The sequence below is a fragment of the Streptomyces sp. NPDC091271 genome, assembly GCF_044757505.1.
Lineage (GTDB): Bacteria > Actinomycetota > Actinomycetes > Streptomycetales > Streptomycetaceae > Streptomyces.
This window is the reverse complement of record NZ_JBIVVD010000002.1, coordinates 12,091-33,881: the sequence shown is the minus strand read 5'-3', so window position 1 is coordinate 33,881 and position 21,791 is coordinate 12,091. Positions and strand designations below refer to the sequence as shown.

Genomic DNA, 21,791 nt, shown 5'->3' with positions numbered 1-21,791 from the left:
TTTGCCTTGGCATGCGGTTGCACTTACGCTGCAACAGACAGAACAGTCTGTTTAAGGAGTCAGGCATGCGAACGACCACCGGATGGCAGGCGGCCGGTCCGACGGCGCTGCGGCGCACGTCGCTGGAGCGCCGTGACCTGCGCCCGGATGACATCGCGGTGCAGGTCGACTACTGCGGCGTGTGCCACACCGACCTGCACGCCCTGCGCGCTCACGACCAGCACGCGAAAGTGCCCCTCGTGCCCGGTCACGAATTCACCGGCGTGGTGGCCGCGATCGGCCCCAAGGTGACCACCTTCTCGGTCGGCGACCGCGTCGCGGTGGGCAACATCGTCGACTCCTGCGGCGTGTGCGGTATGTGCGAAGCAGGGCAGGAGAATTTCTGCCGCTCCTTCCCGACTCTGACCTACGGCGGCGCCGACCGGCAGGACGGGTCGACCACCCTGGGCGGCTACTCCCGCGAGTACGTCGTGCGCGACGCCTTCGCCTACCCGCTCCCCTCCGGCCTCGACCCGGCCGCAGCCGCCCCGCTGATGTGCGCCGGAGTCACCGTCTGGGAACCCCTGCGCTCCCTCGGCGTGGGTCCCGGCAGCCGCGTCGCCGTGGCCGGCCTCGGCGGCCTGGGCCACCTCGCGGTCAAGATGGCCCTGGCACTCGGCGCCACCGCGACCGTCATCAGTCGCACCCAGGACAAGCGCGACGACGCCCGCAAGCTCGGTGCTGACGACCTCATCGTGTCCACCGACACTCAGCAGATGGCCACGGCGCGCGACACCTTCGACGTCGTCATCGACACCATCTCAGCCCCTCACGACCTCGCCCCGTATCTGAAGCTGGTGGCGATGGACGGCACCCTCAGCCTCCTCGGGTATCTGGGTCCCGTCACTGTCGAGGCCGCGGACCTGCTCATCGGCCGAAAGAAGCTCAGTTCCGCGGGCAGCGGAGGCCGCCTGGCGACAGCCGAGATGCTGCAATTCTGCGCTGACAACGGCATCGCCGCCGACATCGAGGTACTCCCGTCGTCACAGGTGGACATGGCACTCGACCGCCTCCGGCGAAACGACGTCCGCTACCGCTTCGTGCTCGACATGTCCGACCTGGACTGAGTAGACGTTGGGCCCGGCCGCGGCGTGCGGTCCATACCTCCCTACCTATCGATGGGCGATGGGTTACTATCGAATCTCGATAGAAGGAGATGTGATGGGGAAGTTGACCGTGCTCGCACTACGTGCCGTGATCGTGGTGTTGCTCACCGGTTCCGTGTTCGTGCAGGCGGTACTGGTGCCGCTGCTCGCCCGCGACCTGGACGGACTGGACAAGGATGTTGCGGACCTGCCTCGTATTCCGATCCTGCTCATCGTCGTGCTGGGCATTCTGTGCGCCGAGGTCGTCCTCGCCTGCGTGTGGCAGCTCGTGACGAAGGTTCGCCACGGGACGGTGTTCTCCCCGTCCGCCTTTCGGCAGGTGGACATCGTGACCGGCGCCTTCACGGCAGCTGCGCTCCTGCTGTGGGCGCTCGGTGCCGTCCTGGCTCCGGGTGAAGCCGTCGCGCCAGGCGTCGTCCTCCTGATCGGCGGTGCCGGCCTGGCCGTGCTTGGAGTCGCACTCGTGGTCCTCGTGCTGCGCACGCTGCTTGCCCAGGCTGTCGCACGCGACGTCGAAGCGGCGCAGATGCAAGCCGAGTTGAACGAGGTGATCTGATGCCGATTGCTGTCGACATCGACGTGATGCTGGCCAGGCGAAAGATGTCCGTGGGTGAGCTCGCCGAACGTGTCGGGATCACCCCGGCCAACCTGGCGGTTCTCAAGAACGGGCGCGCCAAGGCAGTGCGCTTCTCGACGCTCGCCGCGCTCTGTGAAGTACTCGACTGCCAGCCGGGGGACCTGCTGCGCTGGGAGGCGTCCGACGAGCCGGACGGACAGCCCACTCCGGACGCTCCGGTCGTGACCTGACAGCCGGACCAGGGGGGCGGCTGAGACGCTGCGCCGACAATGGTTCGCTCCGGCCATTGCCCTCAGCTTCACCTCCGAGGCCAAACGGCTCCGCCATGCCCGTGCCCACCTGCGCCACCTCTTCCCCCTACCTGCCCAGCAGCCCGGCTACAACAAGCGGCTGCGCAAGGCCGCCGGTCTTCTGCGAAGCGTCAACCGGATCCTGGCCTGCGCCTGCACCTGGTCTGCACCCTTCAGGGCCTGCCCATCGCCTTCGCGCTGGCCCCAAGGCCGGCGAACGCGAGACCCTCCTTGACCTCCTGGCTGCCGAATGCGAACTTCTGCGAGAACGCCCCCGACAGACTCTCATCGGCGACAAGAACTACTTCGGTCGTGGCTTCGAACACGAACTGTCCCAGCTTGGACTGCAGTTGCTGCGGCCTGCCCGTAAAGGTGAACGGGAACGGCCTGGCGCAGCACTGTTCAAGCCTCTGCGACAGGTCATCGAATCGATCAACGAGAACTTCAAGGGGCAGCTTGACCTCGAACGGCACCGGGGGCGCACACACGGAGGTGTGACAGCCCGCGTCATGCAACGCATCCTCGCGCTGACCGCCGCGATCCGCCACAACGACGCCACCGGGCCAACCCTACGATCACTGACCCCTTGGAATAGATCATCTAGGGTGGTGCGCCAGCACCAGCCGGGCCACGCTGACCACCTCCGTCGACCGCACCATCGGCGGTGCGTGCGGCGTCTGCCGGTTCTCCTCCTCTTCAGCGGAGGAGAACCGCTGGGTGAGGTGGAGCAGGCTCGGCGGGCAGAGCCGAGCCGCCGCATGTCGGCGAAGTCCTACGAATAGTGCCCTGTCAGCCCTTCAGCGGTTCCTTCGCGGTCTCGGGCAGGACCAGGTAGAAGCAGGCGGATACGAGGCACAGTCCTGCCACGTACCAGGGAAACCCTCCGGCGTTACCGGCTTCCTTGAACCAGGTGCCGACATAGGGAGCCGTGCCGCCGAACAGGGCCACAGTCAGCGAATAGGGAAAGCCGATCCCCGCGGCCCGTACGCGCGCGGGAAAGATCTCGGCGTTCACGGCCGCTGCCACAGAGGTGTAGCCGGTGAGCAGGACCATGCCCGCGCACTGCACCAGAAGCAGGGAGACAAACGTGTCGGTGACTGAGTCGAGCAGGGGAACGACGAGCGCAGCGAAGCCGATCGCGAAGAAGAGCAGGAGCGGCTTGCGGCCGATCCGGTCGGACAGTATGCCCCCCAGGGGCTGGAGCAGCGCGAAGAAGGCGAGGGAGATGGTGCTGACGACAAGCGCGTCCCCCTTGTCGAAGTTCGCGTTCACCTGGGCGAAGGTGGGCAGGTAAGTCGTCCACGTGTAGTAGGCGATGGTGCCACCCGCGGTGATGCCACAGATCAGGAGAGACTCGCGGGGGTGGCGTCGCAGGGCCTCGAAGAGACCGGGGCGGGCACCGTCTCGTTCTTCTGCGGGGCGGGTCTCCTGGGCTCCTCGGCGGATCCAGAGGCCGACGAGGCTGAAGAGCGCGCCGAGCAGGAAAGGAACGCGCCAGCCCCAGTCGTTCATCCGGTCGTTGGCGAGGAGAAGCACGAGAAGAGCCGCGACGCCGGATGCGATGAGCTGGCCGATGGTGGTGGAAATGTACTGGAAGCTGGAGAAGAGTCCGCGCCTGCCAGGACCGGCCGATTCGACGAGAAAGGTCGTCGAGGCGGCGAACTCGCCGCCCACCGACAGTCCCTGGACCAGCCGTGCGATGACGAGAACGATGGGAGCAAGGACGCCGACGTCGTGGTAGGTGGGGGTCAGGGCGACGAGAAGGCTGCCGGCGCCCATCAGCAGAATAGTCGCGGTGAGAGCAGCGCGCCGGCCATGGCGGTCGGCTACGGCTCCCATGATCAGGCCGCCGATGGGCCGCATGAAGAACCCGACGGCGAATACGGCGAAGGTGGCAAGCAGGGGGACCAGGGAGTTGCTCGCGCTCTTTGGAAAGACCTGGTCAGCGATGTAGACGGCGAGGAACGAGTAGGCGTACCAGTCGTACCATTCAACCGCGTTGCCGACGGAGGCGGCGGCCAGCTGACGGGCCGACGAGACTGGTGGCGTTCCTGGGGGCTTGTTGGGACCGTTCGCGACATGATCGGTACTCGTCATGATCCGCTATTCCCCCGACGCAGCGTTTCGCTAACCCGACAAGTCGTGGACGACACGAGGACGAAGCATTTTTCTTGAGTCGACGGGCCGCCTGTCCCAACGCCGTGCAGGTGGCGCCGCGTTCGCCCTCCATCTCCTAGCCGGCAGCGGCCTTCGTTTGAGCCGGGAGTCAGGCGGCGGCCGCGACGCCCATGCCGATGGCGATGAACAGCCAACCGGTAGTCAGCTCCCAGCGGTGCTGGATCTTCGGGCGAGCCAGTAGAGCACGCAGCCGGGTAGCGACGGCTACTACAGCGAACCAGTAGACGATCCCGATCAGGACGTCCAGGAGACCGAGGAAGAAAATCTGCCGCGTCATCGATCCGCCGTCGTTGACGAACTGCGGCAGGATGCTGAGGAAGAACAGTGCTGCCTTGGGATTGAGCACATTGGTGAGAAACCCCTGGGCGAAGCCGGAACACCAGCGCGCGTCGGCGGACCGCGGCTCTGCAGGCGGCGGGTCGTCGTCCTTCGCCCCCCGTGCGGTGGCACGCTCCCGGGCGGCTCGCCGGGCTGCGAGCACTGCCCGAACCCCGAGATAGACCAGGTAGAAGGCGCCCAGGAGCTTGATGGCGTCGTAGATCACCGGGGAGCCGGCGGCGACCACCGCCAGCCCGATGGCAGCGGCGAGCATGTGCACGCACAGTCCTGCCTGGGCGCCCAGTCCCGCCGCCCGCCCCTTGGACGGATGCTCGATCGCCGACCGGAACACCACCAGGAAGTCCGGACCGGGGACGACGTACGCCACAAACACCACCCCGAGGAAGCCCATGAGGTCAACCGACATTCGCTCTCCGTTCATCCACCCCAGGTATTCGAACCGGGGTCGTGCGCTGCTTCGGACAGGTCTCGGTCAGGCCGCGAGGGCTCGAGCGCGCCGATCACAGTTGCGACGGCGTCGTCGAGTATCGCCAGGCCCCGCTCCAACTGCCCGTCCGTCACCGTGAGCGGCGGGTAGGAGCTTCACCACTTCGTCCCTGGGGCCCGCCGTCTCCAGCAGCAGACCCGCCCGGTAGGCGGCGTCGCACACTTCACGGGCCGAGCCCGGGCGTTCGAGGGGCAGCCCCCAGGCCAGGCCACGCCCCGCGGACCGGGGAGCTCGGAGCGGTCGGCCGTTCCGGAGAGGGAGCGGCACACCCGTTCGCGCGGTGCGGCGGTCCTGGACCGGAGTACACGGCCGGACCGGAAGACCTCCAACACCCGGGTGACGGTGACGAACGCCGGGTTGCAGCCCCGAAAGGTGCCGTTGTGCTCGCCGGGCTGCCACACGTCGAACTCGGGGCGCATCAAAGTGAGGGCCATGGGCATCCCGTACCCGCTGATTGCCTTGGGCAGGCAGACGATGTCGGGGTGATACCGGACGTTTCGAGGGAGAAGGGCGGGCCGGTGCGCCCGCCGCCCATCTGGATGTCGTCGACCACCAGCAGGGTGCCATGGGCGCGGGTCCAGGAGGCGAACGCAGTCAGCCAGGCCGGACGCGACTGGTTGACCCCGCCCTCGCCCTGCACGGTCTCCACCACGACGGCGGCAAGCGGTTGGTCGACGGAGGCGGCATCGAGGGACTGGACGAGCCCTGATACGCCCGGGCGGGACACGGGCGCGTCCCGCCCCACCGCGTGACCGCCCCATCCTGAGCCGCCACCTGCCGGCCGCAGTCCCACCGGTGACCGGTGCTGTGTCCACCGACTGGTGGACACGGAGTTCAACCTGTCGAGCCTGTCGGCGCCCGTACCTCGGCGACCAACATGAACACCATGAAAGAGACACGGAAGCAGCACGCGGAGCCGGTCGTCCGCCTCGATTCGGTGAGCAGGCTCTACGGCGCGCCGAAGCATCGGGTCACCGCGCTCGACGATGTGAGCATCGGCCTCGAACAGGGCACCTTCACCGCGGTGATGGGCCCCTCCGGTTCGGGCAAGACCACCCTCCTGCACTGCGCGGCGGTAGGTCGGCTTCCGGGGCACGTAGTGCTCTTCCAGGGCTTCGTCTCGTCGTCGGCGAGGGCGCTGTGAACGCGACGGCGGTTGCGGGTTCCTTCGGCGCGCCGACGATGGGGGGCGTTGCCCACCGGGTTCCTGAGAGCCCAGGCCAGGGCGATCCTGTCCATGGAGGCGTCCCGGTCGTACGCGATGCGTTCGCCGGCGTCAGTGGTCGGCTTGTCGCCGTCTTGCCTCAGCGGCCGACCGTCGAAGTTGGTGCGGGGCTCTCCCGCACCTGTCCCCGCGTCGGGTCAGCGGTCGATGGAGGCCATGTTCGCTTCGTCGTAGGCGCTCGCCCGCGGCCGGCGTGAGGTTGTTCAGGCGCTCCGGCTGGGCCGGGGTGAGCTCGAGGCCGTCGGCCGCGGTGTTCTCCTCGACGCGTGCGACCCGTCGGGTGCCGGGGATGGGGGCGATGCCGTTGCCGCGCGTGAGCAGCCCAGCCAGCGCAGTCTGTGCCGGCGTCGCGCCGTTCTCGCCGCCGATCGCCTGCACCTCGTCGACGACTGCCAGGTTGCGCTGGAAGTTCTCGCCGATGAAGCGCGCGGATCGGTCTTAAGTCAGTCGTCATCGGCGAAGTCGTCCACCGTGCGGATCTGTCCGGTCAGCAGGCCGTGTCCGAGCGGCGAGTAGGGCACGAAGCCGATGCCGAGCTCGCGCAGCAGCGGGAGGATCTCGTCCTCGACGTCGCGAGTGCACAGCGAGTACTCGGTCTGTAGGTGCATCCTGCGAGGGTGAGGCCGGGCTCGGCTGTGTAGGCCAGGAGGATCTGACCCGAGCTGTCCTTCGACGACTACGCCCCGCGATCCGCTCGAGGATCGAGGGCATGAAGAGCATGAACGGCCGGCAGGCTGGCGACCCCGTCGAACTCGCCCGCGCACTGGTCACCATCGTCGGGCAGGACAAGCCTCTGCAGCGCTTCGTCGCTGGCGCGGACGCCATCGAGTTCGCCGAGAATAGGGCGCAGGAGCTCCTTGCCCAAGCCGACGCCTCCCGCGAACTGGGCGGCGCCTTGGACTACGACGACCTCCACGTTTGAGCCGCACCTCGAACGAGGCGAAGGACCGCCACCGGAGCACCTCCATGCCGTGCCGCCGCCACGGGCGGTGTGCTCGGGCTGATTGCTCTCCCGGGGTGAGAACTAAAGATCGTCGCGAAATCGGGTGACTCGGGGGCGGTCGGTAGAGTGCCGGGGGTGCTGGCCATCCGGTCGGTGCCTTCTTGGGGGGATGAGCGAGACGAGGAACATGCCGGAACAAGCGAGCGTGCCTGCGATAGCACCGAACGATCCCCTGGTCGCATCGGTCGAGGCGGCGCGGATGGCGGCGGTGCGCCGTTACGACATCCTCGACACCCCACCGGACGGCGCATACGACCGAGTCGCGGCGCTGGCCGCGCGGCTGTTCGAGGTGCCGGTGGCCACGGTGACGATCGTGGACGAGGACCGGATCTGGTTCAAGGCCACCCACGGCCTGGAAGGCGTCACCGAGATCGGCCGCGATCCCGGGCTGTGCGCTTCGGCGGTGCTGACCGATGACACCACCGTCATCCCTGACACGTTGCTGGATCCGGTCGCCTGCTCCAATCCGCTGGTCGCCGGCCCGATGGGGGTGCGGTTCTACGCCGCCGCTCCCATCACGACCGCGGACGGGTACCGGCTGGGCACGGTCAACATCCTCGACACCCGCCCCCGCGAGATCAGTGAGGCCGATGCCTCCGCCCTCGGGGACCTGGCCGCCGTGGTGTGTGACCAACTGGAGTTGAGGCTCTCGGCGTTGCACGTGGTGCGCGTCGAGCAGGAGCGCCGCAAGGTCGAGCAGGACAAACGCCAGGCGGAGGAAGAGGCCAGGCAGCGTGCGGAGCGGGACAGGGCGGCCATCGCCGCGTTCGCCTCGACCCTGCAGCGCACCCTGGTGCCTCCCGCACTGCCCGCGGTACCGGGGCTGGAGCTGGCCTGCCATTACAAGACCGCTTCCCCGCAGGAGGTGGGCGGCGACTTCTACGACGTCTTCCCCGTCGGCGGGGGCCGGTGGGCTTTCTTCCTGGGCGATGTGTGCGGGAAAGGCGCTGAAGCCGCCTCGGTCACCTCACTGACCCGCTACACGCTGCGGGCTGCAGCCCTAGTCGACGCGGATCCCACAGCCGCGCTGAAGGCACTGAACACGGCGCTGCTGCTGGACGCGGCGGTTGGCACCCGCTTCTGCACCGCCGTCTTCGGCCTGCTGGACCCCGCCGGGGACGGAGGTTTCACGGTCACGCTGGCCACCGGCGGTCACCCGCCCGCCTATCACCTGCGCCCCACCGAGGGCGGCGGTGTGCGGGTCGAAGCGGCCCGCGCCAAGGGCGGTATGCTGGTAGGCGCGTTCGCCGAAGCCGTCTTCGCCTCACGCACCCTGCACCTGGCACCCGGCGAGGGACTGCTGCTGTACACCGACGGGCTGACCGAGGCGCGAACCTCTGATGGCCACATGCTCGCCGATACGGGCCTGACCGACTTCCTGGCCCGGCTGGCGGGACCGGTGAGCGCCGGCGTCCTGATCGACGACACCGTCGCACTGCTGGACACACTCCCTGACACCGAACGCGACGACGTGGCCCTACTGGCCCTGTCCGTTCCCACCCCCGATGCCGCTCCCGCAGGCATCACCACCACCGCTCACAGCGCCGCCGCCCCGACCGCCGACGTCGCCGGGCAGGAGAACCGACGCCCATGACCGACGTATTCCACATCGACGTCCCGTACACCGACGGCGCCCTGGCGGTGATCGCGTTGTCCGGCGAATTCGACATCACCACCGCACCTGCTGTACGGTCCCGCGCCCTGGACCTCATCGCGGCCGGACATCCCGACCTGGTCGCCGACCTGACGGGCGTCACCTTCTGTGACTCCTCGGGGCTGGGAGTCCTCATCGGTATCTGGCGCTGCGCCAAGGACGCCGACGGCTCCCTGACCCTGGCGGCCATTCCCGAACGGCTGGGCCGCCTGCTCAGCGTCACCGGGATGGACACCTTGCTGCCCGCCTACCCCAGCACCGAGGCCGCGCTCGTGGCACGCCGGGGCAACCGCTCCACCGCCTGAAATCCCCTCACGCGCACAACCGGTTTCAGCGAATTCGCCTGGCACGGCACAGCGTCACGGCCAAGCGCGCGGGGGCATGACCAAGCGCGCGCCGCGACCTACGTACTGATCGCGACGCGCGCTCGGCCGCTCTGTCAGAGCGCCACACATCGGCGCGGCGGCTTCAACCGAGCCACCCCGCACCCCCGGATCAACGCCCTGCCCGAGGCGGCAGTTCAGTCCGCGAACGCGGCCACGTACGACGCCACGCACGGCTCCGGGGTGGCCAGTGAGGTGACGACGTGGCCATCGACGGTCACCGGCGGGTCGAGCGGCATCTGGAGCAGCCGCTCGGAGCGGGACACGTCGAGCTGCTCGGCCGGCATCAGCGTCCAGCCCTCGGTGTCCCGGCCCACCTCGAACAGGACGTTGAGCATGTCCCCGGCAGGAGGCCGCAGCGGGGCCATGGGCAGGGCGGCGAGGATCGCGTCATGCATCGGCGGGTCACTGTCTCGGGCGGGAAGCCGCAGACCGTAGGGGTCGAGGTCGTGCAGGCTGACCATGGGCTTGCGGGCGGCGGGGTGTTCACGCGCGAGCACCGCGTGCAGCGGCTCGGACCAGGCGCGCACCACCGTCACTGCCGCGGAGGTGAGCGCGCCCCGCACCAATGCCAGGTCCAGCTCTCCGTCGCGGACGGCGTCGAGTCGCGCGGCAGTCGGCAGGTCGACCAATCTCGGCTCGGTGGGGCGTTCGCTGTCGCTCAGGCGGCCCACCGCCCGGTCGAGCCGTCGGGTGGCGCAGGACGCCACCCCGATCCGCAGGACGGCCGCCGGTTCTCCGGCAACCACCCGCACCCGGGCCGCTGCGGCGAGGGTCCCACGGGCTGCTGCGAGCACTCGTTTGCCGGCCGGGGTGAGCCGTACCCGGCGCGAGGTGCGGTCGAGCAGGCGCACGCCGAGCTCGCGTTCGAGCCGGGCGATCTGCTGGCTGACCGCCGGCTGCACTATGCCCAGCCGTTGCGCCGCGCGCCCGAAGTGCAGCTCCTCGGCTACGGCTACGAAGTACTGCAGTGCCCTCAGTTCCATCTGCCTGATCTATCACATGATGTGATCGCTGCCGGGTGTTTCTGGTCATTGTTCGCGCAGGTCACTCCGGCTGTGATGGGTACGAGCCCGCCGGGGCGGCCCTGCCCGCCGGATGCCGCGACGCGGGACATGCGAACGGACAACAGAGTGAGCGCAATAACCCTCGGCGTCATCGGCACCGGCATGGTCGGCCTCGGGGCCGCCCGCCGCGCCGTCGACGCCGGCCTGAACGTCGTCCTGAGCAACTCACGCGGCCCCGAAACGCTGGCCGGTCTCGTTTCGGAGCTCGGCGAGCGGGCCCGCGCGGCCACCCCGGCCGAAGCAGCAAGAGCCGGCAATTTTGTCATCGCGTCCGTGCCGCTGGCCGCCTACGAGCAGTTGCCGCGGGCGGAGCTTGCCGGCAAGACCGTGATCGACCCGATGAACTACGCGCCACATAGCGAATTCGAAGTACCGGAACTCGACAACGACGTGCTGACCTCCAGCCAACTGGTGCAGCGCCACCTCGCAGATGCCCAGGTGGTAAAGGCATTGCACAACATCGGCCCCAAGCAGTTGTTGGAGCTGTTCCGCCCGGCCGGAGCCCCCGACCGCACCGCGCTGCCACTTTCCGGCGACGACCCGGACGCCAGGAAGGAGGTGGCCGACCTGCTGAATGTCCTCGGCTTCGATGCGGTGGACCTCGGCACACTGGCCGACAGCTGGCGCAGCGAACCGAATACCCCTCTCTACGCCATCCCGTACGTGGGGCAGCCGCCGTCCGACCTCACCATCATGGAATTCGTGGCCTGGGTCCAGCAGGCCCCCGGTGTGCCCGTACCCGTCGCCCGGATCAAGGAGCTCGCCGCCGCCGCAGTGCGAGGGCCCGCGGGTTTCCGGATGTAACAGCGGGCGATCAGCCCCCCGGTTGCTCGCGAAACCAATGCGCCCGCCCGCCCCGCCACTCCACCCACTCCGACCGGCGTCGGTGACGTGCTCCCGCCAGTCGACGTCGTCGCCTTCCCACAGTGCGATGTGCGCCATGAACCGATCCGGGGCCGCACCGTGCCAGTGCTCCTCACCGGCCGGGGTGAAGATCACCTCACCGGGGTGGGCCTCGACGATCTCACCGCCGCGGGACTGGATGAGGGCGATGCCCTCGACGATGTAAAGGGTCTGCCCAGGCCGTGGGAGTGCCAGGCGGTGCGGGCGCCGGGCGAGAAGCGCACCATGTTCACCCTCGCGCGGGAGGGGGCCTCACCGCGGTAGATCACATCCGCCCACGCATCCCCGGTAGACATTTCCACCGGCAAATTCGCCGTGCCGGAGGCTGAATGATCTCCACGATGGTTCTCCTTGCTTGCGTACGGACGTGACCTGGTCACGCACGGGTGGAGGGTGCAAAAGGGGATCGGTAGGCACAGCCGCCTGTCACCGATGGTCCCCAGCCGGGCGCCTGGTTCCGGACCTTCTCGGACTTACGCCCGCCCTCGGGTTTCCCGGGGTGAGGACAGTGAGGGCGGACATCGCCTTGGGCCATCCGGCGCAGAACGCCAGGTGCGTGACCGTCGCGATCAGCTCGGTGTCGCTGACCCTGTTCTCCCGGGCCTTGCCCAATTGGAAGGCGAGCTGCTCGTTGCTGCCGCTGGTGATCAGACTGGCCACCGTGACCAGACTGCGGTCCCGAGCGGGCAGGTGTGGGTCCTCCCACACCTGCCCGAACAGCACGTCCTCGCTGTATCCGGCCAATGCCGGGGCGATGTCTCCGAACTGCTGGCGCGGTCCCTTAGGTTTCTCGCTCTCCGTCATCATCGGGTCCTTCCGCGTGCACGGCCCGGGTGCATCCGTTCCCGCAGTAGAACTGCCGCGAGGAGGTCGCGATGCTCGCCGGGGTCAGTGCCGAGTACTACGCCCGCATGGAGCGCGGCAACCTCTCCGGTACCTCCGAAGCCGTCCTGGACTCCCTGGCCCGCGCTGCAGCTCGACGAATCCGAGCGCTCCCACCTCCTGGACCTGGCCCGCACCGCCAGTACGACCCGCAGGCCCGAGCGCCGCCGTGCTGCGCAGCCGGTCCGGCCCGCCCTGCAGCAACTGCTGGACGCGATGACCGAGGCGCCCGCCTTCGTCCGCAACGGCCGTCTCGACATCCTGGCGACCAACCGCCTGGGCGAAGCCCTGTACTGGCCTCTGTTCCAGGACCCGGCACGGCCGGCCTATCTCGCACGGTTCCAGTTCCTCAACCCCGGTGCAGTCGAGTTCATGCCGGAAGTGGACTATCCACGGGCCGCGTCCGCGGCCCTGCTGCGCACCGAGGCCGGACAGGACCCCTGTAACCGTGATCTCAGCGACCTGATCGGTGAACTCTTCACCCGGAGCGAGGACTTCCGAAGGCTGTGGGGCGCACACGACATGCGCCTGCACCGCACCGGCATCAAGCGCCTTCGCCATCCCGCCGTCGGTGACCTCACCCTCGCCTTCGAGGGCCTGCCCACCCCGAACGCCCCGGGCCTCACACTCACCGCGATGAGCGCCGCGCCCGGCACCGCATCGCACGACGGACTCCGCCTCCTGGCGAGCTGGGCCGCCACTCTCGACCAGATCGAGCAGCCGAGCAACGGGGTCTCCAGCGACGAGCAGCCCCAGCGCCGCTCCTGAGGCAACGCTCACCCAGGCAGGCAGCCACGTGAGCTTTGGCGAGCTCGTCAGCAACCGCGTTCGCCGAACGGGGCCGGCGCCGAGCGCGCCCCGGCCATCGGCCCAGGCCGGTCCCTCAAGCGTTCCAGCCTCGAAACCGGCCGGGCTGAGATGCAGGTCCGGCAGCACGGGGAACGTAACCCTTGCATGTTCTATGCCATAGACCATAAGTTACTAGCTGGTACCTCACGTGGGCGAATTCCGCCCGGCGGTGCCAGGAAGGCCATCGCATGCCCCACAACTTTCTCCTCACGCAGGACGCTGCCGGGACGGTGAACACGTGAGCCCTCGCAAGAGCGACAGCCGCGAGCGGATGATCGTCAGTGCCGCCTCGCTCCTGCGCGAGTACGGTGCCGGCGCCACCAGCATCGACCGCGTCCTGGAGCACAGCGGCGCACCCCGCGGGTCGGTGTACCACCACTTCCCCGGCGGCCGGACGCAGCTGATCGACGAGGCGGTGACACTCGCCGGCGACTTCATCTCCGCACTGATCGACGCCGCGGTGGAGGCCGACGACCCGCTGGTTGCCGTCGACGCCTTCTTCGCGTTGTGGCGTGAGCGGCTGATCGAGAGCGATTTCCGGTCCGGGTGTCCCATCGTCGCGGTGGCCGTGGAGACCAATGACAACGCCCCGGAGCTGGCCCGCTCGGCAGCCGTGGTCTTCGCCCGCTGGCAGGAGGCGCTCGCCGGACTGTTCACCCGGCACGGCCTGCCCGAGGAGCGCAGCAGGCGGCTGGCCGCGTTTGTCATCGCCGCGGTCGAAGGCGCGGTGATCATGTGCCGGGCCGAGCAGAGCACCGCTGCGCTGGAAGCCGCCGCCGCCGAAATCCATGACCTGCTGGCCTACGCACTGCACCACCGCCCCGACCAGGGCGACAAGACGCAGCACTGACCTGCACGAATCTGTTCCGACCCGTCTGAAGGAGCCGTCATGCCCACGCTCGACCGCCAGGAAAACGTCTTCGTGCTCGACCTCGGGGACGGCGAGAACCGATTCCACCCCGACTGGCTTGCCTCCGTCGGCGCAGCGCTGGACGAGGTGGAGAAGGCGGAGGGGCCACGCGCCCTGGTGACGGCTGCGACGGGGAAGTTCTACTCCAACGGGCTGGACCTGGACTGGCTGTTCGCCCACGCCGACCAGCACCAGGACTACGTCGCCACGGTCCACGGATTGTTTGCCCGGATGCTGTCGCTGCCGGTGATCACCGTCGCCGCGCTGCAGGGGCACACCTTCGCGGCCGGCGCGATGTTCTCCCTGGCCCACGACTTCCGCGTGATGCGCGCCGACCGTGGCTACTGGTGCCTGCCCGAGGCGGACATCAACATCCCCTTCACCCCCGGCATGGCGGCCCTCATCCAGGCCCGGCTGGCCCCGCAGACCGCGCACCGGGCCATGCTCACCGCCCACCGCTATGGCGGCAGCGACGCCGAGACAGCTGGCATCGTCGACCAGGCGGTCGCCGAAGAAGCCGTCCGCGCCACGGCCGTCGAGCTCGCCCAGACGCAGGTCAGCAAGGCCGGCGACACCCTCGGCACGATCAAGGCCCGCATGTACGCCCCCGCCCTGGCCGTCCTGCACGACACGACCAACCCCCTGGGCTGACCCCACCCCGGCAGACGGGCCGGACAGCCGAGCTCCGGTGTCCGGCCCGCCTGCCCGCACCGAGGTCAGTCAGCACCCGCAGGCCGCCGCAGCCCACCAGCAGCGCAGGAGAGTCGAGGACAAGCAGATGACGCACCTGGCAGAGGCACCCTGGCACAAGACCGCCTGCATCCTGTGTGAGAACAACTGCGGGATCCAGATCCAGCTCGACGGCCGCCGCTTCGCGAAAATCCGCGGCGACAAGCAACACGTCCTGACCGACGGCTACACCTGCAACAAAGCACTGCGCCTGGACCACTACCAAAACGGCGGCACCCGGCTGACCACCCCGCTGCGCCGCGAGGCCGACGGCAGCTTCACCCCCATCGACTGGGACACCGCCATCGCGGAGATAGCCGCCCGCCTGAAGACGGTGCGCGACACCCACGGCGGAAAGTCGATCTTCTACTACGGCGGCGGCGGACAGGGAAACCACCTCGGCGGCTCCTACAGCGGCGCCCTGATGCGCGCCCTGGGCGCCGGCTACCGCTCCAACGCCCTCGCCCAGGAGAAGACCGGCGAAGGCTGGGTGGACGCCCACCTTACCGGCGGACACACCACAGGCGAGTTCGAGCATGCCGAAGTCGCCCTCTTCATCGGCAAGAACCCCTGGCAGACCCACGGCGTCCCGCGCGCCCGCACCGTCCTCAAGGAGATCGCCAAGGACCCCGCCCGCACCATGATCGTCATCGATCCGGTGCGCACCGAGTCCGCCGACCTCGCCGACATCCACCTGCAGCTGCGACCCGGCACCGACGCCTGGTGCCTGTCCGCCATCCTCGGCATCCTGGTCCAGGAAGACCTGATCGACCACGCCTTCCTCAACACCCGCACCACCCAGGCCCCGGAGGTACTGCCCCACCTGGCCGCCGTCGACGTCGCCCGGTGCGCCGAGGTGTCCGGCCTGGACGAGGACCTGCTGCGCACCACCGCACGCCGGATCGCCAGGGCCTCCAGCCTGTCGACGTACGAGGACCTCGGCGTGCAGCAGGGACCCAACAGCACCCTCGTCTCCTACCTCAACAAGCTGATCTGGCTGCTGACCGGGAACTTCGCCAAGCCGGGCGCCATGCAGCCGCACTCCTGGAGCGCCCCGCTGGCGCAGTACTCCACGCGCGTGCGCCACACCCCGGTGACCGGTGCCCGCATGCTCGGCGGCCTGGTGCCGGCCAACGTCATCGCCGAAGAGATCCTCACCCACCATCCCGACCGGTTCCGGGCGATGGTCATCGAGTCGTCCAACCCCGCCCACTCCCTGGCCGACTCCGCGACCTTCCGCAAGGCGCTCGCCGCCCTCGACCTGGTCGTCGTCATCGACATCGCCCACACCGAAACCGGGCGCCTGGCCGACTACGTCCTGCCCGCCTCATCCCAGTTCGAGAAGTGGGAAGCCACCTTCTTCAACGTCGAGTTCCCCCGCAACAACTTCCACCTGCGCGCCCCGCTCCTCGACGCACTGCCCGGCACCCTGCCCGAACCGGAAATCTACGCACGGCTCATCCGCGAACTCGACCTGGTGCCCCGCACCCACCTGACGGTGCTCCGCACGGCGGCCCGCCTGGGCCGCACCCCCTTCAAGCTCGCCTTCGCGGCCCTCGCGGCGGTGGACAAGAAGGTCCTCGGCCTGGCGCCCCACCTGCTCTACGAAACCCTCGGCCCCACCCTCCCCGACGGCGCCCGCTCGGCCGCCGTGCTGTGGGGACTCGCCCAGCGCATCGGCCGCGCCTACCCCAAAGCCATGCGCCGGGCCGGGCACAAGACCGCCGACGCCCTGTTCGACGCGATGCTCGCCGGCCGCTCCGGGATCACGTTCACCGAGGACGAGTACGAGGACGCCTGGCGGTACGTCCCCCACCCAGGCCACCGCATCCCGCTGCCCATCCCCGAACTCCTCGACCTCCTCGACGCCCTGGACACCACCCCGTCCGTGCACACCACCGACGAGTTCCCCATCGTCCTGGCGGCCGGGCAGCGCAGGGCGTTCACCGCGAACACGATCTTCCGCGACAACACCTGGCGCAAGCGCGACCCGGACGGAGCCCTGCGCATCAGCCCGCACGACGCCCAGCAGTTCGGCCTGGCCGACGGCGCCCGCGCACAGATCACCACCCGCAGCGGCACCGCCCAGGCCACCGTCGAGATCGACGACCGCATGCAGGCCGGCCACGCCGCCCTGCCCAACGGCTTCGGCCTCGACCTGCCCACCGAGGCCGGCACCACCGAGCGCACCGGCGTGGCCGTGAACACCCTCACCGACCTTCACTGGCGCGACCCCATCGCCGGAACCCCCTGGCACAAGCACGTGCCCGCGCGCATCGAACCGCTTCCCGGCTGACGGGCGCCCCACCGACCTCTTCGCCCCCGAGGCGAAGGAAGGCCCCGCACTCGAGTGCGGCCTCATCATCAGCACGACAGCAAGGAACACCCCGTGACGACCACAGACTTCACCGCCCTGACCGGCCTCGAGCTCATGCGCTGGGTCCAGACCGAACTCCCCACCGACGTCCCCTCCATCGGCCGGCTGCTCGGCATGCGCTTCGACGAGGTCGAACACGGACGCATCGTCGTCTCCCTCGACACCCGCCCCGACTTCTCCAACCCCCTGGGCACCGTCCACGGCGGCATCGCGGCCACCCTGCTCGACTCGGCGATGGGCTGTGCGGTACACACGACGCTCCCGGCGGGCGTCGGCTACACCACCCTCGAACTCAAAGTGAACTACATCCGCGCCGCACAGACCGATGGACGCACCCTCACCGCCGAGGGCACCGTCATCCACGCCGGCCGCCGCACCGCCACCGCCGAAGGCAAGGTCCTGGACAGCGACGGAAAACTGATTGCGCACGCCACCACCACCTGCCTGATCCTCCAGGGCTGACAGCAGGGCTGCCGTGTCCGAGGCCCCGCCGGGCCTCGGGCCGGGAGCCCGTCGGCCCTCCCTCCAAGGAGGCCCCGGCACCGCTCTGGGCCCTTCACTGCAAGCCGGCGACAAGGCCAGCGGCACCCGCCGAGGCGACGACCTTCGCCGACGCCGTGAACCAGCACCACTTGATCGACCGTATCCAGGAATCGTCCCAAGCGTTCCCTGCGTAACCAGGCCCTGCGGCTCCCCGCATATGCCGACCGCTGCCGCTCACGCACGTTGTCCGGACCGCTTCAGCGTTCCGGGGCCCTCGACCCGCGCTCCGGCAGGGCCCGCAACCGGGGCATCACGCGCCGGGGCCGAAGGCGGCATCACCGGCTCCCTGCGACGCCCTTGGGATCCAGGAGCAGTGGGACGTCGTACGCGTACGAAGCCGGTTCGCGACGAGAGCTTCCACGTACGCCACGATGCGCGGCGCGGGGGGCACGACGACATCGTCCGACTCCAGATAGCGCTCGTATAGCTCGTCATACATCGAGCTCGCAGCACGGTTGTCAGATGGACGGTCGCCGCCCCATACAACAAGGTCGTAGCTCACAGGCGCATCGTCGCAGGCAACAGTTTCGTCGCCACCATCAGGTCCTGAGATCTCTCTGCCGGTGATCCGTAAGAGAGCTCCTAGCAGGCCGCGAGGACAACGCACAGGCCCGGCGCCTCACCTGGTCCGCGGCCTTCTTTGCCCGCCGCTCACTCCTGCCGACCGCCATCCGCAAGTACCGCGCCAACCGGCCCCGCTACGCCCAGCAGGTAGCAGATACCGCCGGCCTGGGCGTCGAAGTCGTACGACTCCGCAGCCCGCGCGAGGTCCAGCGCTTGGCTGCGTCAGTGACAACTGACTCCAGACGTAGGACAGTTTTGACTCCGCTCAGGGGCGCCAGGAGCAAAATCCGAATGTGAGAAGTGACTCCGCAGGTATTCTGCACGACATGATCAACTCATACGCGGGCCTTGACGATGCCGGGGTTGCGATAGCTGCGGCACGTGCCGGCGCGGATGTGGTGCGCAACATGTACGGCCAGCGGCTCACCCGCATCGATAAGGGCGCCGGGGACTTCGCCACCGCCGCCGATGTCGAGGCCGAGAAGGCGATCCTCGGTGTCATCCGTTCCGCTCGACCCCATGATGCGGTCCTCGGGGAGGAAGGCGGGCAGCAGGGTGCCGCCGAGGCTGTGCGCCAGTGGTTGGTGGATCCCTTGTGCGGCACACTGAACTACGCCGTCGGCAACATGCTGGTGGCCGTCAACGTGGCGCTGCGCGACGGTGCGGCGACAGTGGCCGACCCGTTCAGTGGCGAGGTCTTCTTCACTGACGGTGAGACCGCCTGGGTGCGGCACGATGGGGCTGATGTGCAGCTGTCGCCCACGTCCGTCACCCAGCTGGTGGACGTCAACCTGGATCCGCCGTTCCCGAGCGCGCCCGGCTTCCGGGCGGTGGACCTGCTGGCCAACCCCGGGTTCGTCGAGCGGTTCCGGCCACGAGTGGTGTCCACGACGCTGGCGTTGGCCTGGGTCGCAGCTGGCAAGCGCGCCGCGTACGTCACCGATGGCGGCGACCTCTCCGCGAGCGTGCATTTCGCCGCTGGCATCGCTCTGTGCCAGGCTGCTGGCTGTGTAGCCACTGGGATCGACGGCGCCCCGATCGGGCAGGCAGGCCACGGACTTGTCGTGGCCGCCGACGCCGAAACCCACGGGCTGCTGATGTCGATGATCGGCAGCCGAAGCTAAGACTGCACTTGGAAAGCAGCCCTCGCTTCGGCCGTGGCGTGGGTGGGGGTGCCGGGTCAACTCGCCGCTGCTGCTTCCGTACGGGCCCGGGATGGCCAGCCGGTAGGAGTCTGTGCCGGTCTCGATGATGTTGCCGGCGAAGGTGAGGCGGTCGACGATGGCCGCGCAGAGCCTGGGGTCGGTGAAGGTCTTGGTCCATCCTCCAAACGATTCGTTGGAGGCTATCGCCACAGAGCTCTCCTCGCGCTCGGTTAAAACTTGGAAGAGGAGTTCGGCTCCGCGTCGGTCCAGTTCCATATAGCCGAGCTCATCATTACAGAGAGGGTCGACGCGGCCGTAGCGGGCGGTGGCTTCGTTGATGTCTAGTGGTTCTGGCTCAGGTTTTGTGGTGCCGACACGGTGGGTGACAGCTGGGAATGAGTGGGGCGGCGTGCACCGAGGCCGAGGGGGCGGGCCGTGGTGTTACAGGGCGATCAGCCCTGCTGCTGTCTCCCGGAAGCCACAGGCGTCGAAATAGAACGTACGCAGATGTTCCTCAAAGTCGACGTGGAGCCACTCGCACTTCGCGGCGCGAGCTTCTTTGGCTGCCACTGCGACAAGCGCGGCACCAACACCTCTCGACCGAAGATGCCGCGCGACCACCGTGTCCAGAATGAAGGCGTGTGCTCCTCCGTCCCAGACAACGTTGACGAATCCGATCACAGCGCCGTTTTCCCACGCGCAGACCCAGCCAAGGCTGTGGCGCTCAAGCCGTGCTTGCCAGTCGGTCTGAGCGACCGGGGAGCCGAAACCGTCGGCGTGCAATCTGTTGAGGGATGCGTTGTCGAAGTCGCCTTGCCACTCATACTTGATCGCCACGTCCAGATCCTAGTGCCCAGACGGTACTTGGTCCGCATCGACTACTGGGCGAGGAGAACCCGCTTCCGGAGGAGGTGGAAGCCGGCACGGCCGAACATCTGGCGCTTGAGCATCTTGATCCGGTTGACATGGCCTTCGACGACACCCGAGCTCCAGGGGAGGGTCAGGCCGGCGGTGACGGCGTCACGGTCGCGGTCGATGCCCGCGGCGAGGGTGTGGAGGCTGGGGAGATCGTCTTGTCTCACGGCGGTGAGCCAGTCCGGCAGGAGCTCGCCCTGGCGCTCGGTAAGCATGGTCGCGAAGGACCGGACGTGCCGGGTGAGTGCATCGATTTCGGGACAGTTGGTTCGGACGTGCTTCAAGCGGAGTTGTTCGGTCTCGGAGAGGTATTCCGGTCGGCGGAGGACCCACCCGGCGACGATCCGGGGCAAAGGCGGACGGGCCGTCACCGGCCGTGGTGAAGTGCGTTTCTGGCGGAGGTAGGCGCGAACCCGCTGGTAGCTGCCCGTGTAGCCGAGTGGAGCGATCTCCTCCCACAGCTTCCATGCGTTCGTTGCGCCCTCGTTCCAGCGGTCGTCGAGATAGGGCTTGTACTCGTCGAGAACCGAGCGCCTTGCTTGCCACTGACCAATGAAAAGATCTTCTGGCCTGCCAGCGTCCGCGTACCGTTTGACGGTTCGGCTGGTCATGCCGAGCTGCCGCTGGATCGCGCGACGGCTGTGTCCGGCCTCCACCAGGGCGTGGACCGTGGCGTGAACGGTCCGGGTTCGGTCGGCGAACCGCTGGCCGGTCGGCCAAGGCGAGCCGGAGGACTCCTGCACAGGTCCTGGCTCCGTCTCGGGCGTTTCAGGTGTCTCGGGCACCAGGACACGCAGGCATCGGCGGTGCTGGGCGATGCTCCGCTCGGCTGCCTCACTGAGGTTGTGCCAGAGGTGCCACCGGTCTGCGACCTGCACAGCCTGCGGGGCGCCGACGGCGGCGCCTTCGGCGAAGAACGGGGCGCGGTCCCGGCAGACCACCTCGATTCCGGGCCGCTGGGCCAGCCACGCAGCCAGGGTCGACGACTCCCGGTCAGGCAGCAGGTCGATGGGCCGACGGGTCTCGACGTCCACAAGAACGGTCCCGTAGTGGCGGCCCTTGCGGGTGGCGTACTCGTCGACGCCGACCACCCGCGGAGCGGGCACCTCCGGCTCGGGAAGCGCGTTGACCAACCGCAGGACCGTGCTGCGGCTGACCGCCCCGCCCACGATGGCAGCCAGGCGGGCACCGGCCCAGCCGGCCAGGGCAAGACCGATTGAGGCCAGGGTCGAGCGGAGCCGCTCGGCACGCTGACCGTTTCTCCGAGTCAGGCCGGGTATCTGCTCGACGAACGTGCGACGTCCGCACTCAACGTTCTCGCAGGTGAACCGGCGGACCCGCAACTGGAGAACCACGCTTCGTCCCGCGCTCGGAACAGCAGCGGGAAACCGCAGGTACGAGCCGTGCACCTTGGCTGACCATGCCCCACAACCCGGACACGAGGCACCAGCTGCGGTGCACCGCACATCAACACGCACTATCGCGATGTTCACGTCTACCGACAGCACCGCGACGTCCGCGATCGACGGGAACAACAGCTCCTCCAGCCGGAACAAGATCTCATTCACAGCCACGAACTGTCGGCCCAGCCACGCGTGCCACTGGTCGTTTTGAGGCAACTTACCT

The 21,791-nt window shown here is 68.6% G+C and carries 24 protein-coding genes and 2 pseudogenes; 15 read left to right on the top strand and 11 right to left on the bottom strand.

The genetic code is table 11. The annotated features are described in order from the left end of the window. The first annotated feature begins 65 nt into the window (after positions 1–65). From ACIQM3_RS07500 to ACIQM3_RS07490, 3 genes are all read left to right on the top strand, one after another. Complete coding sequence (locus ACIQM3_RS07500) at positions 66–1,106, top strand: NAD(P)-dependent alcohol dehydrogenase (protein ID WP_401620160.1); 1,041 nt, start codon at positions 66–68, stop codon at positions 1,104–1,106. 94 nt (positions 1,107–1,200) lie between these two features. Beyond that, the gene (locus tag ACIQM3_RS07495; RefSeq protein ID WP_401620157.1) at positions 1,201–1,701 is read left to right on the top strand and encodes a DUF2975 domain-containing protein; all 501 of its coding nucleotides are present in this window, start codon (positions 1,201–1,203) and stop codon (positions 1,699–1,701) included. Beyond that, positions 1,701–1,952, top strand: a complete 252-nt coding sequence (locus ACIQM3_RS07490) for a helix-turn-helix domain-containing protein (RefSeq protein ID WP_401620155.1) — start codon at positions 1,701–1,703, stop codon at positions 1,950–1,952. Before ACIQM3_RS07495 ends, ACIQM3_RS07490 begins: the two co-directional genes overlap by 1 nt. A gap of 233 nt (positions 1,953–2,185) precedes the next feature. Here the strand turns inward: ACIQM3_RS07490 and ACIQM3_RS07485 are convergent, their stop codons facing one another. The 4 genes from ACIQM3_RS07485 to ACIQM3_RS07470 form a co-directional block, all read right to left on the bottom strand. Next, positions 2,186–2,560 (bottom strand): hypothetical protein, encoded by a 375-nt coding sequence (locus ACIQM3_RS07485; RefSeq protein WP_401620153.1) that lies wholly within the window; start codon positions 2,558–2,560, stop codon positions 2,186–2,188. A 241-nt stretch (positions 2,561–2,801) separates the two neighbouring features. Continuing rightward, entirely contained in the window at positions 2,802–4,109 is a 1,308-nt protein-coding gene (locus tag ACIQM3_RS07480; RefSeq protein ID WP_401620151.1) for an MFS transporter, read from the bottom strand. 169 nt (positions 4,110–4,278) lie between these two features. After that, the gene (locus tag ACIQM3_RS07475; RefSeq protein WP_401620148.1) at positions 4,279–4,935 is read right to left on the bottom strand and encodes a LysE family translocator; all 657 of its coding nucleotides are present in this window, start codon (positions 4,933–4,935) and stop codon (positions 4,279–4,281) included. Positions 4,936–5,434: 499 nt separating this feature from the next. After that, complete coding sequence (locus tag ACIQM3_RS07470) at positions 5,435–5,983, bottom strand: aminotransferase class III-fold pyridoxal phosphate-dependent enzyme (RefSeq protein ID WP_401620146.1); 549 nt, start codon at positions 5,981–5,983, stop codon at positions 5,435–5,437. Here ACIQM3_RS07470 and ACIQM3_RS07465 point away from each other — a divergent pair. After that, the gene (locus ACIQM3_RS07465; RefSeq protein ID WP_401620143.1) at positions 5,903–6,160 is read left to right on the top strand and encodes an ATP-binding cassette domain-containing protein; all 258 of its coding nucleotides are present in this window, start codon (positions 5,903–5,905) and stop codon (positions 6,158–6,160) included. The genes ACIQM3_RS07470 and ACIQM3_RS07465 overlap by 81 nt on opposite strands. 218 nt (positions 6,161–6,378) lie before the next feature. Here ACIQM3_RS07465 and ACIQM3_RS07460 read toward each other — a convergent pair. Further along, positions 6,379–6,843 (bottom strand): annotated as a pseudogene (locus ACIQM3_RS07460) (aldo/keto reductase); the annotation flags it as partial. A 107-nt stretch (positions 6,844–6,950) separates the two neighbouring features. On the opposite strand from ACIQM3_RS07460, the gene ACIQM3_RS07455 reads away from it, so the two are divergent. From ACIQM3_RS07455 to ACIQM3_RS07445, 3 genes are all read left to right on the top strand, one after another. Next, a complete protein-coding gene (locus ACIQM3_RS07455; RefSeq protein WP_401620140.1) occupies positions 6,951–7,163 on the top strand; it encodes a hypothetical protein in 213 nt (70 codons plus the stop codon). 226 nt (positions 7,164–7,389) lie between these two features. Further along, on the top strand, positions 7,390–8,838 hold the full coding sequence (locus tag ACIQM3_RS07450; RefSeq protein WP_401620137.1) for a PP2C family protein-serine/threonine phosphatase: 1,449 nt from the start codon (positions 7,390–7,392) through the stop codon (positions 8,836–8,838). Then, positions 8,835–9,203 (top strand): STAS domain-containing protein, encoded by a 369-nt coding sequence (locus ACIQM3_RS07445; protein WP_401620134.1) that lies wholly within the window; start codon positions 8,835–8,837, stop codon positions 9,201–9,203. Before ACIQM3_RS07450 ends, ACIQM3_RS07445 begins: the two co-directional genes overlap by 4 nt. Before the next feature lie 215 nt (positions 9,204–9,418). Here ACIQM3_RS07445 and ACIQM3_RS07440 read toward each other — a convergent pair whose 3' ends face one another. Next, on the bottom strand, positions 9,419–10,267 hold the full coding sequence (locus ACIQM3_RS07440) for a LysR family transcriptional regulator (protein WP_401620131.1): 849 nt from the start codon (positions 10,265–10,267) through the stop codon (positions 9,419–9,421). A gap of 147 nt (positions 10,268–10,414) precedes the next feature. Between ACIQM3_RS07440 and ACIQM3_RS07435 the strand changes: the two genes are divergently transcribed. Together ACIQM3_RS07435 and ACIQM3_RS07430 are read left to right on the top strand one after the other, a co-directional pair. Next, entirely contained in the window at positions 10,415–11,152 is a 738-nt protein-coding gene (locus ACIQM3_RS07435) for an NADPH-dependent F420 reductase (protein ID WP_401620128.1), read from the top strand. A gap of 159 nt (positions 11,153–11,311) precedes the next feature. Then, complete coding sequence (locus ACIQM3_RS07430) at positions 11,312–11,515, top strand: hypothetical protein (RefSeq protein WP_401620125.1); 204 nt, start codon at positions 11,312–11,314, stop codon at positions 11,513–11,515. A gap of 162 nt (positions 11,516–11,677) precedes the next feature. Here the strand turns inward: ACIQM3_RS07430 and ACIQM3_RS07425 are convergent, their stop codons facing one another. Continuing rightward, positions 11,678–12,055 (bottom strand): carboxymuconolactone decarboxylase family protein, encoded by a 378-nt coding sequence (locus tag ACIQM3_RS07425; RefSeq protein ID WP_401620122.1) that lies wholly within the window; start codon positions 12,053–12,055, stop codon positions 11,678–11,680. Positions 12,056–12,142: 87 nt separating this feature from the next. Here ACIQM3_RS07425 and ACIQM3_RS07420 point away from each other — a divergent pair, with 87 nt between their 5' ends. The 5 genes from ACIQM3_RS07420 (at position 12,143) to ACIQM3_RS07400 (ending at position 17,460) form a co-directional block, all read left to right on the top strand. Next, positions 12,143–12,901, top strand: a complete 759-nt coding sequence (locus ACIQM3_RS07420) for a transcriptional regulator (protein WP_401620120.1) — start codon at positions 12,143–12,145, stop codon at positions 12,899–12,901. A gap of 319 nt (positions 12,902–13,220) precedes the next feature. Further along, positions 13,221–13,832 (top strand): TetR/AcrR family transcriptional regulator, encoded by a 612-nt coding sequence (locus ACIQM3_RS07415; protein ID WP_401620117.1) that lies wholly within the window; start codon positions 13,221–13,223, stop codon positions 13,830–13,832. Between the two features lie 39 nt (positions 13,833–13,871). Next, positions 13,872–14,543, top strand: coding sequence for an enoyl-CoA hydratase-related protein (locus tag ACIQM3_RS07410; RefSeq protein WP_401620114.1), 672 nt, complete (start codon positions 13,872–13,874; stop codon positions 14,541–14,543). A 37-nt stretch (positions 14,544–14,580) separates the two neighbouring features. Then, a complete protein-coding gene (locus ACIQM3_RS07405) occupies positions 14,581–16,917 on the top strand; it encodes a molybdopterin-dependent oxidoreductase (RefSeq protein ID WP_401620112.1) in 2,337 nt (778 codons plus the stop codon). A 93-nt stretch (positions 16,918–17,010) separates the two neighbouring features. Then, the gene (locus ACIQM3_RS07400) at positions 17,011–17,460 is read left to right on the top strand and encodes a PaaI family thioesterase (RefSeq protein WP_401620109.1); all 450 of its coding nucleotides are present in this window, start codon (positions 17,011–17,013) and stop codon (positions 17,458–17,460) included. A 331-nt stretch (positions 17,461–17,791) separates the two neighbouring features. Here the strand turns inward: ACIQM3_RS07400 and ACIQM3_RS07395 are convergent, their stop codons facing one another. Continuing rightward, a complete protein-coding gene (locus tag ACIQM3_RS07395) occupies positions 17,792–17,980 on the bottom strand; it encodes a hypothetical protein (RefSeq protein WP_401620106.1) in 189 nt (62 codons plus the stop codon). 451 nt (positions 17,981–18,431) lie between these two features. Between ACIQM3_RS07395 and ACIQM3_RS07390 the strand changes: the two genes are divergently transcribed. After that, the gene (locus ACIQM3_RS07390; RefSeq protein ID WP_401620103.1) at positions 18,432–19,229 is read left to right on the top strand and encodes an inositol monophosphatase family protein; all 798 of its coding nucleotides are present in this window, start codon (positions 18,432–18,434) and stop codon (positions 19,227–19,229) included. Between the two features lie 93 nt (positions 19,230–19,322). Here ACIQM3_RS07390 and ACIQM3_RS07385 read toward each other — a convergent pair. The 3 genes and pseudogenes from ACIQM3_RS07385 to ACIQM3_RS07375 form a co-directional block, all read right to left on the bottom strand. Beyond that, positions 19,323–19,574, bottom strand: a pseudogene (locus tag ACIQM3_RS07385) (ATP-binding protein); the annotation flags it as partial. Positions 19,575–19,691: 117 nt separating this feature from the next. Next, entirely contained in the window at positions 19,692–20,087 is a 396-nt protein-coding gene (locus ACIQM3_RS07380) for a GNAT family N-acetyltransferase (protein ID WP_401620100.1), read from the bottom strand. A gap of 41 nt (positions 20,088–20,128) precedes the next feature. Next, entirely contained in the window at positions 20,129–21,733 is a 1,605-nt protein-coding gene (locus ACIQM3_RS07375; protein WP_401620097.1) for an ISL3 family transposase, read from the bottom strand. Positions 21,734–21,791: the final 58 nt, after the last annotated feature.

Coding starts and splice junctions, on each gene's coding strand:
- ACIQM3_RS07440 (WP_401620131.1), bottom strand. CDS start 10,267: ATGGAACTGAGGGCACTGCAGTACTTCGTAGCCGTAGCCGAGGAGCTG.
- ACIQM3_RS07495 (WP_401620157.1), top strand. CDS start 1,201: ATGGGGAAGTTGACCGTGCTCGCACTACGTGCCGTGATCGTGGTGTTG.
- ACIQM3_RS07465 (WP_401620143.1), top strand. CDS start 5,903: ATGAAAGAGACACGGAAGCAGCACGCGGAGCCGGTCGTCCGCCTCGAT.
- ACIQM3_RS07500 (WP_401620160.1), top strand. CDS start 66: ATGCGAACGACCACCGGATGGCAGGCGGCCGGTCCGACGGCGCTGCGG.
- ACIQM3_RS07480 (WP_401620151.1), bottom strand. CDS start 4,109: ATGACGAGTACCGATCATGTCGCGAACGGTCCCAACAAGCCCCCAGGA.
- ACIQM3_RS07395 (WP_401620106.1), bottom strand. CDS start 17,980: ATGTATGACGAGCTATACGAGCGCTATCTGGAGTCGGACGATGTCGTC.
- ACIQM3_RS07445 (WP_401620134.1), top strand. CDS start 8,835: ATGACCGACGTATTCCACATCGACGTCCCGTACACCGACGGCGCCCTG.
- ACIQM3_RS07470 (WP_401620146.1), bottom strand. CDS start 5,983: ATGCTTCGGCGCGCCGTAGAGCCTGCTCACCGAATCGAGGCGGACGAC.
- ACIQM3_RS07475 (WP_401620148.1), bottom strand. CDS start 4,935: ATGTCGGTTGACCTCATGGGCTTCCTCGGGGTGGTGTTTGTGGCGTAC.
- ACIQM3_RS07455 (WP_401620140.1), top strand. CDS start 6,951: ATGAAGAGCATGAACGGCCGGCAGGCTGGCGACCCCGTCGAACTCGCC.
- ACIQM3_RS07425 (WP_401620122.1), bottom strand. CDS start 12,055: ATGACGGAGAGCGAGAAACCTAAGGGACCGCGCCAGCAGTTCGGAGAC.
- ACIQM3_RS07390 (WP_401620103.1), top strand. CDS start 18,432: ATGATCAACTCATACGCGGGCCTTGACGATGCCGGGGTTGCGATAGCT.
- ACIQM3_RS07410 (WP_401620114.1), top strand. CDS start 13,872: ATGCCCACGCTCGACCGCCAGGAAAACGTCTTCGTGCTCGACCTCGGG.
- ACIQM3_RS07490 (WP_401620155.1), top strand. CDS start 1,701: ATGCCGATTGCTGTCGACATCGACGTGATGCTGGCCAGGCGAAAGATG.